16 protein-coding genes are annotated in these 18,167 nt (G+C 70.1%); 7 read left to right on the plus strand and 9 right to left on the minus strand.

Annotated elements, in window-relative coordinates:
• Positions 1–23: 23 nt before the first annotated feature.
• The 6 genes from ACI6GS_RS05160 to ACI6GS_RS05185 all read right to left on the minus strand — a co-directional run bounded on the left by ACI6GS_RS05160 (position 24) and on the right by ACI6GS_RS05185 (position 8,140).
• Complete coding sequence (locus ACI6GS_RS05160; protein WP_439816713.1) at positions 24–689, minus strand: 2OG-Fe(II) oxygenase family protein; 666 nt, start codon at positions 687–689, stop codon at positions 24–26.
• A 9-nt stretch (positions 690–698) separates the two neighbouring features.
• Positions 699–1,748, minus strand: a complete 1,050-nt coding sequence (locus ACI6GS_RS05165) for an alcohol dehydrogenase (protein ID WP_439816714.1) — start codon at positions 1,746–1,748, stop codon at positions 699–701.
• Positions 1,749–1,854: 106 nt separating this feature from the next.
• Entirely contained in the window at positions 1,855–4,305 is a 2,451-nt protein-coding gene (locus ACI6GS_RS05170) for a GcvT family protein (RefSeq protein ID WP_439816715.1), read from the minus strand.
• A gap of 50 nt (positions 4,306–4,355) precedes the next feature.
• Positions 4,356–5,240, minus strand: coding sequence for a sulfotransferase family protein (locus tag ACI6GS_RS05175; protein ID WP_439816716.1), 885 nt, complete (start codon positions 5,238–5,240; stop codon positions 4,356–4,358).
• Positions 5,241–5,367: 127 nt separating this feature from the next.
• Positions 5,368–6,666 carry a GGDEF domain-containing protein gene (locus tag ACI6GS_RS05180; protein WP_439816717.1) on the minus strand — a complete coding sequence of 433 codons (1,299 nt, stop codon included), beginning with the start codon at positions 6,664–6,666 and terminating at the stop codon, positions 5,368–5,370.
• Between the two features lie 286 nt (positions 6,667–6,952).
• The gene (locus ACI6GS_RS05185) at positions 6,953–8,140 is read right to left on the minus strand and encodes an aromatic ring-hydroxylating oxygenase subunit alpha (protein WP_439816718.1); all 1,188 of its coding nucleotides are present in this window, start codon (positions 8,138–8,140) and stop codon (positions 6,953–6,955) included.
• Between the two features lie 229 nt (positions 8,141–8,369).
• Between ACI6GS_RS05185 and ACI6GS_RS05190 the strand changes: the two genes are divergently transcribed.
• The 4 genes from ACI6GS_RS05190 to ACI6GS_RS05205 all read left to right on the plus strand — a co-directional run bounded on the left by ACI6GS_RS05190 (position 8,370) and on the right by ACI6GS_RS05205 (position 12,724).
• Entirely contained in the window at positions 8,370–9,410 is a 1,041-nt protein-coding gene (locus ACI6GS_RS05190) for a DUF7064 domain-containing protein (RefSeq protein WP_439816719.1), read from the plus strand.
• Between the two features lie 200 nt (positions 9,411–9,610).
• Entirely contained in the window at positions 9,611–10,027 is a 417-nt protein-coding gene (locus ACI6GS_RS05195) for a hypothetical protein (RefSeq protein ID WP_439816720.1), read from the plus strand.
• Between the two features lie 88 nt (positions 10,028–10,115).
• The gene (locus ACI6GS_RS05200) at positions 10,116–11,420 is read left to right on the plus strand and encodes a spinster family MFS transporter (protein WP_439816721.1); all 1,305 of its coding nucleotides are present in this window, start codon (positions 10,116–10,118) and stop codon (positions 11,418–11,420) included.
• Between the two features lie 125 nt (positions 11,421–11,545).
• Positions 11,546–12,724: an MFS transporter gene (locus ACI6GS_RS05205; RefSeq protein ID WP_439816722.1), complete on the plus strand. Its 1,179-nt coding sequence runs from the start codon at positions 11,546–11,548 to the stop codon at positions 12,722–12,724.
• Here ACI6GS_RS05205 and ACI6GS_RS05210 read toward each other — a convergent pair.
• Positions 12,679–14,493, minus strand: coding sequence for an acyclic terpene utilization AtuA family protein (locus tag ACI6GS_RS05210; protein WP_439816723.1), 1,815 nt, complete (start codon positions 14,491–14,493; stop codon positions 12,679–12,681). The two genes, ACI6GS_RS05205 and ACI6GS_RS05210, sit on opposite strands and share 46 nt — an antisense overlap.
• Positions 14,494–14,613: 120 nt before the next feature.
• Positions 14,614–14,886 (minus strand): hypothetical protein, encoded by a 273-nt coding sequence (locus ACI6GS_RS05215; RefSeq protein WP_439816724.1) that lies wholly within the window; start codon positions 14,884–14,886, stop codon positions 14,614–14,616.
• Positions 14,887–15,085: 199 nt separating this feature from the next.
• Between ACI6GS_RS05215 and ACI6GS_RS05220 the strand changes: the two genes are divergently transcribed.
• Positions 15,086–15,781: an ABC transporter substrate-binding protein gene (locus tag ACI6GS_RS05220; protein ID WP_439816725.1), complete on the plus strand. Its 696-nt coding sequence runs from the start codon at positions 15,086–15,088 to the stop codon at positions 15,779–15,781.
• A gap of 12 nt (positions 15,782–15,793) precedes the next feature.
• On the opposite strand, the gene ACI6GS_RS05225 is transcribed toward ACI6GS_RS05220, so the two are convergent.
• Positions 15,794–16,552: a M48 family metallopeptidase gene (locus ACI6GS_RS05225; protein WP_439816726.1), complete on the minus strand. Its 759-nt coding sequence runs from the start codon at positions 16,550–16,552 to the stop codon at positions 15,794–15,796.
• Positions 16,553–16,665: 113 nt separating this feature from the next.
• Between ACI6GS_RS05225 and ACI6GS_RS05230 the strand changes: the two genes are divergently transcribed.
• Entirely contained in the window at positions 16,666–17,235 is a 570-nt protein-coding gene (locus tag ACI6GS_RS05230) for an ankyrin repeat domain-containing protein (RefSeq protein ID WP_439816727.1), read from the plus strand.
• Between the two features lie 89 nt (positions 17,236–17,324).
• The gene (locus ACI6GS_RS05235; RefSeq protein WP_439816728.1) at positions 17,325–18,158 is read left to right on the plus strand and encodes a hypothetical protein; all 834 of its coding nucleotides are present in this window, start codon (positions 17,325–17,327) and stop codon (positions 18,156–18,158) included.
• Positions 18,159–18,167 lie beyond the last annotated feature (9 nt).

Genomic DNA, 18,167 nt, shown 5'->3' on the forward strand with positions numbered 1-18,167 from the left:
CGCGGGATCTGCCGGCTTGGGCCTCAGGCCGGCAGAAACTCCAGGCTGCGCAGGGCGAGGTTGAAGGCGACCGAGATGCGCTCGCCCGTCCCGTGGAACGGGTGGACCCAATGGGTCAGCCAGGACGGGAAGACCAGGACCATGCCGGCTTCGGGCTGGATCGTCTGCGGCTCTCCAAAGTCGAAGCCGGTGGAGAGCGCGCCGGTCGCAGCACCCCGCGGGTCCTGGAACGAGATCGCGCCGTTCAGCGGCCAATCGCCCTCAGGCGCTCCGGTCGACACGTAGTAGACGCCCGACCACGCCGCCCCGGCATGCGAATGGGGGGCGTTGTAGCTGCCGTCGCGGTTCACGTTGACCCAGGCGGAGAACGTCCCGTCCAGGCGCAGGCGGGCCGGCTGCATGCCGTTCGCCAGGCCCAGGACGTGGCCCGTCGCCTGCCCGATCAGGCTGCGCAGGGGGGCCACTTCCGGCTCCGGCCAGGTCCACAGGTCGGCGTCCGAACGCCAGCCGCCCAGGTTCGAGCGGCGCGCCCGGCCCCGCGCCGAAAGGTCGGGCCGGGCCGCCTCCCGCGCCAGGATCACCTTGCGCAGGGCGGCATTCAGCGTCTCGGTCCCCGGCACGCGACGCACCAGGACCGGCGTCGCAAAGGTCAGCAGGATGTCCCCGCCGACCGTGCGATCCAGCAGCAAGGCCGGGGGTCAGGCCGAGAGGACGACGCGGCCGACCACGCGACCGGCCTTCAGGTCCTCCAGCGCCTGGCTGGCCTGGGACAGGGGCCGCACGTCGACCGGGATCGGCTTCACCTTGCCGGCCTGGACCATCGCGACCAGGTCGCGCAGTTCCTGGAGCGAGCCCACCATGGAGCCTTCGACGCTCAGGCCGTTCCACGGGAACATCGGCAAGGGCAGGGTGAAGGCGCCGCCGAACAGGCCGACGATCACCAGCTTGCCCCCGCGGCGCAGGGACCGCACGCCCAGCGTCGTCGTCGCCTCGGCACCGACGAAATCGACGACGCCGGCCACCCCGCCGTTCGTCTCCTTCATGATGCGGTTGGCGATCTTGTCCTCGCGTGGGTCATAGACGGCGGCGGCACCGGCGGCCAGGGCGGCCTCGCGCTTGGCGGGGTCGATGTCGGCGACCAGGGGCCCACGCCCGAACAGCGCGCGAAAGATCTGGATGCCCATCATGCCGACGCCCCCGGCGCCGACGATCAGGATGGGATCGTTGGGACCCAGTTCCCCCAGCTTCTTCAGGGCGCTATAGGCGGTGATGCCGGAACAGGCCAGCGGCCCCGCCAGGTCCAGCGGGATGCCGTCATGCGCCACCAGGTAGCGCGAATGCGGAATGACGACATGATCGGCGAAGCCGCCGTCGACATTGACGCCCAGGTTGCGCGGCTTGGGGCACAGGTGCTCCAGCCCGCGGTCACAGGTCGGGCAGGCGCCGCAGCCGATCCAGGGATAGGCGATGCGCGCGTCACCCACCGCAACGCCCGTCGCCTCCGGCCCCAGCGCCTCGACCACGCCCACGATCTCGTGGCCCAGGGTGAAGGGCAGCTTGCGCGCCGCACGAATGTCGGCCTGGCGCCCACCGCCCATGTCGAAATGGCCGTCATGGATGTGGATGTCGCTGTGGCAGACGCCGCAGCGGTGGATGCGGATCAGGACCTCCGTCCCCTGCGGCACCGGCGTCGGATGCTCCAGCCGCTTGAGGGCCTGTCCGTACTCGACCATCTGCTCGGCGATCATGCTGCGTCCCCGCCCTTGTCGTTGATCCGCTCCCGGCGCTGCCGCCGGCCGTGGCGAACCCTACGCCGCGCCCGGTGCTGGTGGGAACCCCCGACCGTCGCAGGCCTCAATCGTTACTCCGCGCCCTTGCGTTGTCGGGGTCGTAGGGGCTGTCGCGGACCACCGTCGCGGGGTAGAGGTCGCCCAGCATCTTGACGTGCAGCGCCGTGCCTTCGGCCGCCATCTCCGGCCGGATGAAGGCCATGGCGATCTGCTTGCCGAAATGGACGGAAAATCCGCCGCCGGTGCAGCGGCCGACGACCGAGCCGTCGGCCCAGACGGATTCGACGCCCCAGGGATCGGCGTCCGGCGGGCCGTCGATCAGCAGGGTGACGAGGGCCCAGTGGCGTTTGTCCTGCTTAGCGACCAGGGCGTCGCGGCCGATGAAGTCGCGCTTGTCCAGGCGCACGAAGCGGTCCAGGCCGGATTCCCAGGCCGTCACCTCCTTCGACAGTTCCGTGCCCCAGCCGCGATAGCTCTTTTCCAGGCGCAGCCAGTTCATCGCCCGGATGCCGGCCAGTTTCAGGCCGTGGGCGCGGCCCTCCTCCTCCAGCACGTCGAAGATGTGGTTGTGGTATTCGATCGGGTGGTGGATCTCCCAGCCCAGTTCGCCCACGTAGTTGACGCGCATCAGCAGGGCAGGCGCCAGGCCCAATGTCGCCTTCTGCGCGGTCAGCCAGGGGAAGTCGGCATTGGCCAGGCTCAGCCGGTCGACCAGGGGTGCCAGCACCTTGCGCGCGTTGGGCCCGACCAGGGCAAAGACGCCGATCTGGTTGGTGATCTTCTCCAGATGGACCGACCGGTCGGCGGGCAATGCCCTCGTCAGGTAGTCCCAGTCATAGGTTTCTGCCGCACCGGCCCCGACGATGTAGAGCGCGTCCGGCCCGTCGCGCATGATCGTGAACTCGGATCGCGTGCCGCCCCGCTCGGTGAGGGCATGGGTCAGCTGGATGCGGCCTTCCTTGACCGGCAGCTTGTTGGCGACGAGGCGGTCCATCCAGGCGTTCACGCCCGGCCCGCTGGCCCGGTACTTGGCAAAGGTCGAGGCTTCGATCAGGCCGACATTGCTGCGGATCGCCTCAGCCTCGGCCTTCACATAAGGCCACCAGTTGCCGCGGCGGAACGACCATTGCTCCTTGAACGCCGGGTCCTCGGCCGGGGTGGGTCCATAGAAGTTCGGCCGTTCCCAGCCGAAGCGCTGGCCGAACACGGCGCCGCGGGCCTTCAGCCGGTCATAGCTGGGGGCGGTGCGCAGCGGCCGGGCGGCGGGCCGTTCCTCGTCCGGGTAGTGGAGGACGAAGACATGCTCGTACGCCTCCTCGTTCTTGACCTTGGCGTAAGGACGGGTGGCATAGGGGCCGAAGCGCCGGGGGTCGAGGGCCAGGGTGTCGAGCTCTGCCTCCCCTTGCATGATCATCTGGACCAGGTATTTCCCCGCACCACCCGCGGCCGTGATGCCGAACGAGAAGCCCTCGGCCAGCCAGATCCCCTCAAGCCCGGGCGCCCGGCCCAGCAGGGGGTTGCCATCGGGCGTGTAGCTGATCGGACCGTTATAGGTCGTGCGGATGCCGCCATCGGCAAAGCACGGCATGCGGTGAAACGCTTCCTCGATATGCCATTCCAGGCGGTCGAGGTCGGGCGGCAGCAGGTCGGCCCGGAAATTCTCCGGCACGCCATAGGTGCCCCAGGCGGGTGCCCCCTTCTCGTACGGGCCCAGGATCAGGCCGCCGCGTTCCTCGCGCATGTACCAGCGGGCGTCCGCATCGCGCAGCACGGGGTGTTCGGGATTGCCCGCCTTGCGCCATTCGGCAATCGCCGGAATCTCGGCGGTGACGATGTACTGGTGCTCGACGGGAATGGCCGGGATCGACAGGCCCAGCATCGCGGCGGTCCGCCGGGCGTGGTTGCCGGTCGCGGTGATGACCGTGCCGGTCGTGATTGCGCCCTTGTCGGTCGTGACCGTCCACTCGCCGGACGCCGTGCGGGTGATGGCGTCGACCTGGGTCTGGCGATAGATGACGGCACCGGCCTTCCGCGCCGCATCGGCCAGCAGCATGGTGATGTCGGCCGGGTTGATATAGCCGTCGGTCGGGTGGAACAGCGCGCCGACCAGCCCCTCGACATTGACCAGGGGCCAGCGCTCCTTGATCTGCGCGGGCGTCAGCCATTCATGCGGGATGCCGATGGCGTCCGCCGTGGTGCCATAGGTCTGGAACTCGTCCATCCGCTCGCGCGTGCGGGCCATGCGCAGGTTGCCCACCCGCTTGAAGCCGACGTCCCGCTCCCACTCGGCGGCCAGCCGCTGGTACAGGTCGATCGAGTACCGGTGCATCTGCCCGGTCGCATAGGACATGTTGAACAGCGGCAGCAGGCCCGCCGCATGCCAGGTGGATCCTGCGGTCAGTTCGTCCCGCTCGATCAGGACGACGTCCGTCCAGCCGGCCTCCGTCAGGTGATAGAGGATGGAGCAGCCGACCGCGCCCCCACCGATGACCACCGCCCGCGCATGCGTCTTCAAGGCCCGACCCCCGCTCCGAACTGGCTGGGACCAAGTTCAGCACGGCGCGCTCACGCGGCATAGCCGCACGCGTTCAATGTCGGTGCAAGGCGCGCCAAAGTGCCGGCCAGGTGGCGTTCGGGAAGGTCCTGGCGCCAGCGGCCCACGGCGCCGTGGTCGATCGCATGCCCGTCCAGCATGAGGGGCGAGAAGGCGAGGCCCAGGCGGGGCAGGACGCGGCTCAGCGCCGCCTCGGGGTCGGCCACCAGATCCTCGTACCGCAGCACGGCGGTGTGGGCATCGTCACGCCAGGCAAGGCCGGCTTCCGCCCGTGCCTGCCAGTAGAGCAGGCAGGTGCGCAGGTCGGCGACCGGATCGCCCGCTCGTGCGCCCAGCTTCATCCAGGGCTGCTGGCGCAGGGAACAGGCGACATCGCGGCCGTCGCGCACCACGAGCAGGATGCGTGCCTCCGGGAACCAGGAGCGGATGCGGGGCAGGACCAGCACGTTCTCCGGCGTCTTCTCGGCCCAGATGCGCTTGCCCGAATGCGCCAGGCAGGCCTCCGCGAAGCGCCGGATGAAGGCGGGCTGCGTGCCGGCCAGGCGCAGCGCGGCGATGTGGCCGGCGTCCAGCCCGAAGCGCGAGGCGATGACGGCCGGGCTGGACACGCGTTCCAGGAAGACCGAGCTCTCCACACCGCAGAAGACCAGCGGGTGGCTGCCCAGCAGCCGCGCCACCAGCGTCGTCCCGCTGCGGCCGCATCCCGCCACCACGATCGGCGCGAAGCCGGGATCGCCGCGGGTGGCGCGGCTCAACGCTTCCCCCAGGCGCCAGCGCCGGCGATAGCCAAGCACGGGGTCCAGGCCACGGGACGCCAGCCGGGCCAGGCTGGCACCCCAGGGCCGGCGGTCCAGGGCGGGCAGGTCGGCTTCGCGCCACGACAGATCGAAGGACATCGCCACTCTCCTCAACGGCTTGTCCCGGCGGACGCCGCCGGGCCAGTGGAGGGAGGTTCGCCCCGGAGTTTTGCAGCCGGATGCCGGAATGCATCCGCCACGTTTCAAAGCGTGGCGCTGTGCCAGGTCAGTCGACGATGCCGAAGGTGGCCAGGCTGCCACGGCCCGTGAACAGGGGCGGCGCGTCCGGCCCGCCCTGGAAGACGACGCAATTGCGGCCGCGCCCCTTGGCCCGGTAGAGCGCCTTGTCGGCGGCGGCCACCAGTTGCAACGGGCCGGTCCCGTCCGCCGTGGCGGCGGCGTCCAGTGCGGCCACGCCGACGCTGACGGTCACGATCGTGCCCGGGCGGCCAGGATGGGGCAGGGCCATGTCGATCACTGCCTGGCGCAGGCGCTCGGCGGCGGTGGTGGCATCCAGCGGCCCGGCATCGTGCAGGATCACGCCGAATTCCTCGCCGCCATAGCGGGCGACGACATCGTTCCGGGCCAGGCGCGCGGCACCCGCCAGGGCCTGGGCCACCACGCGCAGGCAGTCGTCGCCGAAACTGTGGCCGGCCGTGTCGTTGTAGGACTTGAAATGGTCGACATCGACCATGGCCAGGCCGATCCAGGCATGCTCGGCACAGGCCTTGTCCCAGGCATTGGCGAGGCTGTCGTCGAATACGCGGCGATTGGGCAGCCCGGTCAGGGCATCGGTGCTGGACAGGCGGTGCAGGCGCTCGTTCGCGACCTCCAGTTCCTCCACCGTCAGCGTCGACAGCGTTCGCAGCAGGAAGCTGCGCCGGCGCCAGCCCTCCAGGTGGTCGTGGATCGTGATCCCGACCAGGGCCATGAGGGCGGCCAGGAGGCCGATATCCAGGTTCTGCGCCTGGATGCCCGCCGTCGGGGCATTGGCGGCGACAGCACCCAGGACCAGCGACCCCAGGCCGGCCATGGTCCAGGCCTCCAGCCGGCGCCAGGGGACCAGGGCCACGGTGATCAACAGGATCAGGATGACCGTGATCAGGTAGCGGTCGGCATAGGGCTGAAGCAGCCAGGTTGCCGGCAGCGCCGCCAGCAGGATGTTGCCCAGGCATGCGCAGAAGCCGATGGCCAGGATGCCGGTGCGGCTCCGGACCACGGCCAGGAGGCCGATCGCGCCCGCCAGCAGCACGATCAGGCCCAGGCGCGAGCCCAGCGACCAGGCCAGGAGGGTGGGCGGCGTCACCAGCACATCGACCAGCAGCGCCATGACATTAGCGCCCGCCAGGGTGGCGATCGACTGGTGAAAACCCCGCAGGCGCGATCGGCTGTTGGAATCCCGGTAGCGGCGCTCCATCGCGGGCGCGAAGCGACGCGGCGAGCGCGCGCTCGCCAGCATCCGCTCCACCTCGGACCGCAGGACGGCGCCGGGCTCACGCGTTTCGGGTCTTTCCAGCCGGTGCATACACAATCCATGAGGCGGCAACGGTGCCGTCCTGGGCTATGCAGTGTGGCTGCGCGCAAGTAAAAAAGATCCTACCGCTTCAACAAAAATTCAGAACCGACAATCCCGCAAAGCGGGAACTTGGTCTTTCACGACGTGGATTCATAGGAAGAGAAATGACCGAGCGGTCAGTTCATTTGCTTTTTGCAGTTGCGCAGGAATTTGTGCAGCCGCAATCCCGCCATGTTGCACTTGCGAATAGTCCCACAGGGCCCCAGCCAAGTCGGCGGGGCCCTGCGCTGGATTGTCATTCCGCGGCGCGACTGACCGGGCGGGGGCGCGGTTCGTCCGCCAGCATGGCGTCGGCCAGCTGGATCTGGAAGTCGTGGACGCAGGTGTCGAGTTCGGGCGAGAAGCGTCCCCCTTCCATGGCGGGGGAGCCGCGGCCCACCTGCATCCGCGTGACGACGTCCATGTCCTCCAGGTTCGTGACCGTCCACAGGTCGACCACGTTGGCCCGGTTTGCGGCGTATTCAGGCTTCATCGCCTCGTCGCCGACGAAGAAGACATGCAGTTCCTCGTGACAGGTCGTGGGCGAGGTCGGATAGACCATCAGCGCAAAGAAGTATTCGGGATGCACGCCCGACATGAAGTTGGGGAACAGGACCGGGTATTCCGCGCGCTTCATCCCCTCCGCATCCAGGCCGGGGAAGGTGGGCAGGGTGCGGCCATCGACACTGCCCGTCACATAGGCGCGGCTGCCCTGGCCAGAGCCGACACCCTCGGCCGTGAAGCAGTAATGGTCCTCCATCGGGGAGGAGCCGTTGAGCCGCGGGTGGACGAAGGGCAGGTGATAGCTTTCCGAGAAGTTCTCGATCGCCAGCTTCCAGTTGGCGGCGACCTCGAACGTCTTGGTCCCGCCATAGCGCAGCAGGCTGAAGTCGTAGTCCTTCCAGCGCGCGACGAGCGGCGCCAGGAAGTCCTCAAGGCTTTGCCCCTCGGCCGACAGGTTGACGAAGACCAGATCGGCCCAGACGCCCAGGCGCACCTCCTTCAGGCCGTTCTCGGACTTCACCAGGTCGGGATGCTCGTGCTGGTGATGGCCACCGAAATGCGGCGTCGCGACCAGCCGCCCGGTCAGGTCATAGGACCAGGAATGATAGGGGCAGCGCAGCAGCTTCAGCCCCTCGCACGCATGCGTCGCCAGGAGCACGCCGCGATGGGCGCAGATGTTGTGGAACGCGCGCAGCTCGCCCTTGTCGGTGCAGGTGACGACGATGGGGGCGCCGCCCACGGTCACGGGATGGGCGGAGCCGGGTTTCCGCATCTGTGAGGCGACACCGACGGCCACCCACTGGCGGCGGAACACCCGCTCCATCTCCGCCTCGTGCCAGGCGGGGTCGAAGAACGCCTCCCGCGGGAGGCCAAGCGCCCGGCCGGTGGGGCGTTTCAGCCGCTCCAGCGCCTCGCGGTTGAGGATATCAGTCACCGCCATCGTCATCGTCCTCGGCCCGGCGGGGGCCCCAGGCCCAGAGGGCCGCCGGTGGCCGCATGATACCGCGCGAGGATGCTGCACCGCCATAGCCAGCGCGTCGCAAGTTCCGCACCGCTGCGACGTGCGGGCCGTCGCCCGCCCCCTGCGCCGGCCGGGGAAACCCGGACTGGACGCCGGGATGCCAGAGAACCTAGAACGGTTTCCAGACTGCCGACGGGAGGATGCGCAGATGGTGGAACTGCCGGGCCGGGTGAAGATGCGGCTGGAGCCCCAGGACGAGTACATGCACGACCCGGGGACGGCGTCGAACTACAACGAGAGCATGTACCTCAACGTCTTCGACGCGGAGCAGAAGATCGGCGGCTGGTTCCGCATCGGCAACCGGCCGAACGAGGGCTATGCCGAGATGACGGTGTGCCTCTACCTTCCGCACGGCGAAGTCGCCTTCATGTATGCCAAGCCCAAGATCACGGGCAATGACAAGCTGGAGGCCGGCGGCCTGTCGATCCGCGTGGTCGAGCCGTTCAAGCGACTGGATCTCAGCTATCGCGGCCGGGTCGCGCGCCTGAAGAACCCCGGCGACATGGCGGAGCCCGCCCGCGCGTTCAAGACCAACCCGGTCGTCCCGGCCGAGGTCGACATCACCTTCACCGGCGTCTCGCCCATGTTCGGGGGCGAGGCGGTGAACGAGGACGGCTCGGCGATCGCGGTCAAGGACCCGACCAAGTCCTTTGCCAAGGCGCATTACGAGCAGCACGTGGCGGGCGAGGGGACCTTCGTCGTCGGCGACGATCGCTACACCGTGCGGGGCCATGGCCTGCGCGACAAGTCATGGGGCCCGCGCTACTGGCAGGCGATCCACTGGTACCGCTGGCTGCCGATGAACTTCGGCCCCGACTTCGCGATGATGATCTCGGTCATCGCCGACGATGCCGGCAACCAGCGGACGGGCGGCATGGTGCTGAAGGACGGCGCCTATGACCTGATCCGCACCGTCACGATGTCCAGCACCTATGACGCCGACTTCTACCAGACGGCGCTGGAGGCCAAGGTGACGACCCATGGCGGCGCCACCTATGACGTGACCGGCAGGGTCGTCTCGCTGATCCCGTTGCGCAACCGGCGCACCGCGCCCGACGGCACGGAGATGAACACCCGCATCACCGAAGGCATGACCGAGTACCGCTGCAACGGCCAGGTCGGCTATGGCATGTCGGAATACCTGGACCAGGTGGTGGACGGTCGGCCGGTGGGCGCTGGAACCTGTTAGCGCATGGCGGGTTAGGGTGCACGGAGTGGTTGCGGATCGGAATCGCCATCGCCTTCCGTTCCGTGCGCAGAAAACAGAGACTCTCGACAATTTCGGCGTATCATCAGGATCAGCGACAATGCGGTGGGCCAGCGTATCCGGCCCGCCGCGATAACAAGGCCGATCACTCCCAACAAGAATGGGTCGACACGGGAGGCGACATGGCGGATCTGGGGAGAACACGGCTGGACCGCGCCGATGTCACGGTCCAGCGCATCTGGCGGCTGGCGCCCACCGAGCGGCATTCGCTGCATTGGCTGCACAGCATCTACAAGGGGCCCGTCCTGGTGCGGGCGCCGAACGAGGCACAGGCGCGGCGTGCGGTGGCCCGCGCCTTTGGCCTGGCGCGCCCGACGCGGCCGCTGGAGGCGGGGCAGATCCCCTGGCTGCAGGCGGATCTCGCAACCTGTGACGAGCAGGAATGCGATCCGGCGTGCTGCACCGGGCCCACCCGCATCATCGAACCCCTGGACATGATCGCGGCGCGCACGCTGCTGCGCGCTGCACCCCTGGCCGCCGCCGCACCCGGCCCGGGGGCCAGAGCCCCACTGGACGAGACACCACGGCCAGACGAGTGAGCCTCGCCTTGGGGCTCGACAAGTCGCGCAGGCCCGGCATATTGGGCCGCGAAACTAGAACGTAGTCCAAGAATTGGGGGGAACGCGCATGGCCATCCAGGCGCATGCCGCGCCGGCGTCATCCGGCTTTGTCATTACGACCGGGTACCGGCGATACGCCCTTGGCGTACTGGTCATCGTCTATACGATGAACTTCATCGACCGGAACATCCTGTCGATCCTGATGCCGATGATCAAGGTCGACCTGGCGTTGAACGACACGCAGGTTGGCCTGTTGTCGGGCCTGGCCTTTGCCCTGTTCTACGCGACGATGGGTGTGCCCATCGCGCGCTGGGCCGATCGCAGCAACCGCCGCAACATCGTCGTGGCCGCGCTGATCCTGTGGAGCCTGATGACCGCCGCCTGCGGCTTTGCCACCGGCTTCGTCACGCTGCTGCTGTTCCGCATCCTTGTCGGGGTGGGCGAAGCGGGCTGCAGCCCGCCCTCGCACTCGATCATCTCGGACTACTTCCCGGCGGAAAAGCGGGCGACCGCACTTGGCATCTATGCCCTGGGCATTCCGTTCGGCATCCTGATCAGCTTCGTCGCGGGCGGCTGGATGGTCGAGAATTTCGGCTGGCGCGAGGCGTTCGTGATCGTCGGCCTGCCTGGCATCCTGGTGGCGCTGCTGGTCCTGTTCACCCTGCGGGAGCCGCCGCGCGGCCATTCGGACGGCCTGGACTATGTCCAGACCCACCACACAATGCGCGAGGTGGCCCGCCACCTGTGGGGCCTGCATTCCTTCCGCTACCTGTCGATGGCGGGCGCCATGCACGGCTTCACCGGCTATGCGGCGCTGGCCTATGGGCCGATCTTCCTGGTGCAGAGCCACGGCATGAGCCTGACCAGCATCGGCATCTGGCTGGGCCTGACGGCGGGCATCGCATCCGGCCTGGGCACGCTGTTCGGTGGCGTGGTCGCGGACCGCTTCGCCAGGCGGGACGTGCGCTGGTACATGTGGCTGCCCGGCTGGTGCACGCTGCTGGGCATCCCGTTCTCGATCGGCTACCTGCTGATCGGCGATTCGACCACCATCCTGATCCTGAACATCGTCCCCGCGTTCCTGGCGGCATTCTACCTGGCGCCGACCTTTGCCATGACGCAAGGACTGGCCAAGCCCAGCATGCGGGCGCTGGCCTCGGGCGTGATGCTCTTCATCCTGAATGCGGTCGGCTATGGCCTGGGGCCCCTGGCCGTGGGCATCCTCAGCGACGTGCTGACGCCGACCTATGGCACGGATGGCCTGCGCTATGCCCTGTTCCTGCTGCCGGTGGGGGGCCTGATCTCGGCCGCGTTCTACTTCGCCGCCGCCCGGACCCTGCGCCAGGACCTGGAATACGCCGCCAAGGTCTGAGCGATCCCGGAAGGGGTGCCGCCGCAACGTCGCGGTGGCGGCGCCCCTTCCGTTGCGTCACTCTCACTCCCGCAACGACAAGCGGCCCGCGTCGAGACGGACCGCAATACTGGGGGAGAAACGCCATGAGCACCACGGCCGAAAGGCTGCCTGCGGGATTGCCATCCTTCATCCGGATCGGCATCGCCCAGACCATCCCGTTCTTCGTCTACCTGATCCTGCCCGGCTATGTCGCGGCGCTGGCCGTGCGCATGGGCTTTGGCGAACAGGCGGGCGCGCTGATCGCGTCGGCCAACCTGGCCGGGATCGCGCTCGGCACGTTCCTGGGCATCGCACTGGTCAAGCGCTTTCCCACCCGCAGCCTGATGCTGGTGGGCCTGCTGACGGCGGCGGCGCTGGATGCCCTGTCCCCCTTCGTGCTGGACGTGACGGCCCACGGCGCGCTGCGCGCGGCGGCTGGCCTGGCGGGCGGCGTGTCGATGGCCATGGGGTCGATCCTGATCGCCAAGCCCAGCAATGCCGAGCGCGGCTTCTCGGTCATCGTGTTCTGCAACACGTCCTTCGCCGTGCTGATGCTCTTCTTCATGCAGGCCCTGCTCGACTGGGCAGGGATGCAGGGCCTGTACTGGCTGGTCTCGGGCCTGGGTGTCCTGACGGCCTTCATGATGCTGACGGAACCGCTGCACGATCGCCCGGCCTCGGCCGCACCCGCGGGCAGCGGCGGCGCCCTGAGCCCGGAGGCGATCATGGCGATGCTGGCCTTTGGCCTGTTCCTGGCGGGCTTCGCCATGGTCTGGACCTTCCTTGGCGCGATCGGCCTGTCCCGCGGGCTGAATGCCGCGACGGTCGGCACGACGCTCAGCATCGGCGCCATGGTCGGCCTGGGCGGCGCCCTGACCGCGGGCATCATCGGCACGCGCTTCGGCCGCATCCCCACCCTGGGGCTGGCGGTGCTGGTCGTCGTTTCGATGATGCTGGTGATCTGGCTGGTCCCGACTGAGATGGCGTTCCTGGCTACCATCCCCGTCTTCCTGTTCTTCCTGAACTTCAGCCCGCCCTTCTTCGCGGGCCTGCTGGCGGACCTGGATCCGTCGGGGCGGGTGCTGGCGGCCTCCACCTCGGTTCTGGTGATCCTCAACGCCACGGCACCCGCGGTGGCCGCGGCCCTGGTCCGGCCCGAGGGCTATGGCCTGGTGATTGCGGTGGGCGCTGCCGTCTCGTTCAGCGCCCTGCCGCTCTATGCCTTTGCCGCCAGCCGCTATGCCGCGCGGCGCGCCTTGGCGACCAGCGCCGCCGGGATCTGAACCGGGAATTCCAGCAGCTGCTGGGCCTTGCCCTTGGCCAGGGGATCGACGCGCAGGCTGGCGAACTGACCGCCGCCCAGCGCGTCGCTGAGCAGGAAGTTGAGCGCGTCGAGCCCGGGCAGCTCGAAGCGCTCGACGCGGGGCGCCGTGGCACCCTCGAACTCGTGGGCGAAGAAGTCCATGACCGCCGCCTCGCTCAGCGCTGCGCGGATCCAGGGCAGCCAGGCCGGGTCGCGGGCGATCACGCCCACGTTGAAGCTGTCACCCTTGTCGCCCGACCGCGCCCAGGCCAGGTCCAGCAGGTCGACGGTGACAAGATCGTCCCCGCCCGCTGGCGCCTGCGGGACCGGCGGGCGGACGATCGCGGCCGGCTCGAAGCGGGGCCCCGGCGGGGGCGGGGGCACCGCGATCACCTGGCCGTCCAGGGCCACGGTCACGGCAACCTCTTCCCGCGGGATCAGGGTCGAGAACAGCCTGACCACGGGAGAGATGGCGGGCCGCCCACCGAACCAGCCGGTCGTGCCGACCGACATCGACGTCATCGGCGCATCGAACTCGCGCAGGAAAACGTCCAGTGCCGCCGCATCGTCATGCTCAACCCCGACTTTGCACACCACTTCGCGCGTGGACCGCGCCCGGGTGGCGGCGCCATAGCTCGCCTCCGCGCCCAGGGCCTCGATCCGCGTGGCACGGAACGGGGGCAGGTTGCGGGCGCGCAGCATCTCCTCCACGCGCGTGATGATGGCGCTGGACTGCTGCTCGGCCTTGCGGGCGGCGTCGCGGCCGACGACCGGCATGACCGCGATGCAGCGCCAGCCGTCCTTCCACGTCACGCACAGCTTGTAGCTGCCGCTGGGCGGCCGGCCCCGCGCCCCGGTCACCCGTACCCGCCCGGCGCCCGCCTCCGCGACGCGCACATGGGCGAAGTCGCAGGCGACATCGGGCAGCAGGTAGGCCTGGGGATCGCCGATCTCGTACACGATCTGCTCCGCGACCGTGGCCGGGCTGACCAGGCCGCCGGTCCCGTCCGGCTTGGTCACGACAAAGCTGCCGTCGGCGGCGCACTCGATGATCGGGTAGCCGATATGGGCCCAGTCGGGCACCTGCTCCCAATCGGTGAACAGGGCGCCGGTCGCCTGGGCGCCGCACTCGATCACGTGCCCCGCCAGCGAGCCGGCGGCGAGCAGGTCATAGTCGGTGTGCGTCCAGCCGAACTCGTGCATCAGGATGCCCAGCGTCAGGGCGCTGTCGACCACCCGGCCGGTCAGCACGATGTCGGCCCCGGCAGCCAGGGCCGCCGCGATGGGGGCCGCGCCCAGATAGGCATTGCACGACAGGATGGCTTCGGCCGGTGGGAACGCCTCGCCCTTGAACATCTCGCTCAGCCCGCGCGCCGCCAGGGCGCCCACCTGGGGCAGCAGGTCGTCGCCCTCGACCACGGCGATGCGGAGGGCGATACCCGCCTCCGCCGCCAGCTTCTCCATCCGTGCCCGGGCCGCCTGGGGGTTGACGCCCCCCGCATTGGTGACGATGCGGACGCCTTGCGCCTTGATGGCGGGCAGGTTGTCCTTCCACACCCAGTCCGTGAAGTCGCGGGCATACCCTTGTGCCGGATTCTTGGCCTTGGCCCGTGCCAGGGCCGACATCGTCGCCTCGGCCAGGTAGTCCAGGATCAGGTAGTCGACGCCCGCCGCGATCAGCTGGGGCGCGGCCGTGGCTGAATCGCCCAGGAAGCCGCCCGCGCCCCCGATCCGGATCGTCCTGGCCATCGCTGTCTCCCCCCGCTTTTGTCTGGTCGGGTGGAGGTGTGCGGCGCGCGGCGGCGCATTTCAAGCAGAACCGGTCGGCTGGAGCCGGCCCCGACGGATGTTGGGACCGGCTCCGGGTCGTTACCAGTAGGGGCGGGGCACGTAGACATAGCCGCGCGGCGGCGCCCGATAGCTGTGGGCCCAGCTGGGCCGATGATGGCGATTGCGCCAATGCGGCCGCTGCCGGTCATGGTGGTTCCAGGCGTGGCGCGGCGGCTGCCAGTGGTGGTGGCCATAGCCCTGCCGCTCATAGTTCGGCCGATCATTGTGATGGCGCGCGGAGTCCGCCAGGGCCGGGCCCGCGGTGACCAGGGCAAGGGCCAGGGCGGCGGAGGCGATCAGGGACTTCATCATCTCTTGAACCTTTCGATCTCGTCGGGCTGGCGCCGTCATCCGCAGGGCGGGCGGTGCCGTGTCCCTTCGCCCATTGCCACGCAGCGGGGCGGTCTTTCCCTTCGTGGCCGTTCGGTGATCGTTGTGTGACCGGCGGGACCCCTTGGCGCATATCAGCACAGGGCGGGAGCATGTGGCGGCCGGCGGCGTTGATGTCCGCATGCTCATGTTCCGTCGTCGGGCCCGGCCCGCCGCCTCTGCCGTGTTCCTTACCCTTGCCCTTGCCTGGTCCCCTGCCCCGGTGCTGGCGGCGGATCGCCCGGAGGAGGCTGCGGCCCTGGTCTCTGGCCTGGCGACGGAGGTGGCGGCGCTGCCTGCCGACGGCGCAGCGCGGCAGGAGCTGCGGCGCATCTATCGCGCGCGGTTCGACGGGCGGGCCCTGGCGCTGGGCGCGCTGGGGCGCTACGCGCGGCTGCTGCCGGCGGAGCGTACGGCCGACTACCTGGCCGCGTTCGAGGACCACGTACTGGCCCGCTTCGGCGCGCGGATCGATGCGCACGGCCATGACCTGGTCGTCGGTGGGGTACGCGAAGCGGGCGAGGACCGCCTGATCGTCAGCTCCATGCTGCCGCGCGACCCCGAGCCGCCGCTGATGATCGAATGGGTCCTGGCGCCCCCCGCGGATGGCGACGTGCCGGCACCCGATGCACCGCTGCGCATCGTCGACGTGGTGGTGGACGGCGACAGCCTGGTCGACGACCGCCGCCAGGCGTTCCTGCCCGAGGTCAGGCGCGGCGGGGTCGCCGCCCTGCTGGCCGACCTGCGGCGGCCTGGCCGCCATGCCGACCTGGCGCCCCTGGCCGCACCGCCCCGCAGCGTGCCCCAGCCCCAGCCCAAGCCGACCTTGCCGAACTGACGACGCGCCGCCTCAGCCGAAGCGGTGCAGGCCGCCGCCATGCTCGCGCAGCCAGGCGCGGGCGGGCGCGGCATCGCCGATCAGGTCGGCCACCGTCGCCCAGAAGCGGGCGGAATGGTCGAACACCGCCAAGTGGGCCACTTCGTGCGCCACGACATAGTCCAGGACCGCGGGCGGGGCCAGGATCAGCCGCCACGAGAACGAAAGCTTTCCCGCTGGCGAGCAGCTGCCCCAGCGCGTGCCGGGATCGCGCAGCGTGATGCCCTTGATCGGTCGGCCCAGGCGCTGGGCCAGCGGGTGGGCCCGGGCAACGATCTCGCTGCGGGCGCGCCGCTTCAGGAAGTCCTCGACCCGGCGCCGCACATGCTCCGCGGCACCGCCGACATTCAGCAGGTCGATGCCGTCGGTCCCGGCGGCCAGGCGCGTCGCCGCGCGGCTGTCGGCATGATGGACGATGCGCGCAGGGCGGCCCAGCACGGGCAGCACGGCGCCGGCGGCGAACGGCTGCCGGGCCGGGGCCGCGGCCAGGCGCTGCGCGATCCAGGCCACATGCTCCCGGGCAAAGCGCAGGCCGTCGCGGCGCGGCACGAAGGGCGGCAGCGTCACTACCACCACGTCGCGCTTCTGGTCGACCCGCAGCAGCATGCGGCGGGCGCGCTGGCTGGCGCGCACCTCCACCGCGACGCTGCGGCCGTCGATGTCCAGGGTAGGCGCGGCCGCCCGCGGCGGAGCGCTGGCGGACGAGCGGGCGACATGGCGGAGAATCGGCATGGCAGGAGCCGATCCTAGCACCGGGGGGATCACCAGGACGCCGGCCGCTTGACGCATGGTCCGTCACCGCGCTCTGATGCAGACTGTGTAGGCGTGCGGCGAAGGAGACGGCAATGGCTGGCATGCGGGCGATCGTGGCCGCGTGGGTGGTCCTTCTGCTGGCCACGCCGCTGATCTCGGGGCCGGCGCAGGCGCAGCTGTTCAGCGAGAACCGCCTTGTGTCCGCGGCCAATACCGGGTCGCTGTCCAAGGCCGAGGCCGCCCTGCTGGACGGGCAGAGCGTGAACGAGCGCGACGATACCGGGGCGCCCGTCCTGGTCATCGCGGCCGGCAACGGCTTCGACCGCATCGTCGAGCTGCTGTTGCGCAACCGCGCCAATCCGAACCTGACGGACCGCGATGGGCAGACCGCGGTGATGAAGGCCGCCGCCGCCGGCAATGACCGCCTGGTGAAGCTGCTGCTGGACAACGGCGCCGATCCCGACAAGTCGGATCGCGGGGGCGAGACGCCGCTGATCAAGGCGGCACGCCTGGGCCACCTCCAGGTGATGCGCGTGCTGCTGGCCGCGGGGGCGGAGGCTGACCGCACCGACTATGCCGGCAATGACGCCCTGCACTATGCCCAGCAGAACCGTCAGACCGCCGCCGCCAACCTGCTGCGCCAGGCAGGCGCGGGCGGCTGATCCCCCTTGCCGACCTGATCGCGCTGCGGCCGCCGACGCCCGTCGTCGCGGCCCTGGCCCTGCTGGCGGATGGGCTGCTGGCTGGCAGCATGCGGGCGCCGTCCGGCGCCCCGGGGCCGCTGGGCCGCGCGATCGACGGCCTGCGCCGCCGTCTTGACCGGCCGGGCCGCTCGCCACGGCAGCGCATGGTGCGCGGCGCCCTTGTCCTGCTGGTCGGCTCCGTCGTCGCGGTCGGGCTGGGCATGGCGCTGGTTGCGCTCAGCCGGAACGTGCCGCTGGCCTGGACGGTGGAGCTGGTGGTGCTGACGCTGCTGGCTGGGCAGCGCGGTGCCTTCGGCATCGGCCGGCGGGCCATGCGCGCGCTGGAGGCGGGCAAGGGGCAGGGCCAGACCCGCCTGCTGGCCGAAACGGCGGCCGATCGCCTGGTCCTGCGCTTCGCCGATGGGCCGATGGCCCTGGTCGTGTGGCTTGCGGTCCTGGGCCTGCCGGGGGTCCTGGTCTATCGCCTGTCGGGCTGGCTCAGCGGCGGCCTGCACGAGACGGGCGCGCAGTCCCAGGGCGCCACCCCCTATGACCGGGTGCCGGCCCTGCTTCACCGCCTGATGCTGGTGCCGTCGGCGCTGCTGACCGCGGCCCTGGGCCTGGTCGTGGCGGTGGGCCTGCCTGGCGCGCGACCGGTCGCGGGGTTGGCTTCGCTGATGGGGGTGCGTCGCTTCGGGCCGGATCTTGCGTGCCGCCCCCTGCGTGTCGCGCTTTCGCCACCAGCGGCGGAGGTCCGGGCCGCCACGCCGCAGCGCGGGCTGGAAGCGGCGTTGCGTCGCCTGCGCCGCAGCGTGGCGCTGTTCGCCCTGATGGGCGTGGTCCTGGTCCTGGCCTGCCTGGGCGCGGGGGTTGGCCTGTGGCTGAATCCCCCGCGCCCCTGACAGCTGCGC

Source organism: Zavarzinia sp. CC-PAN008 (assembly GCF_051903925.1).
Taxonomy (GTDB): domain Bacteria; phylum Pseudomonadota; class Alphaproteobacteria; order Zavarziniales; family Zavarziniaceae.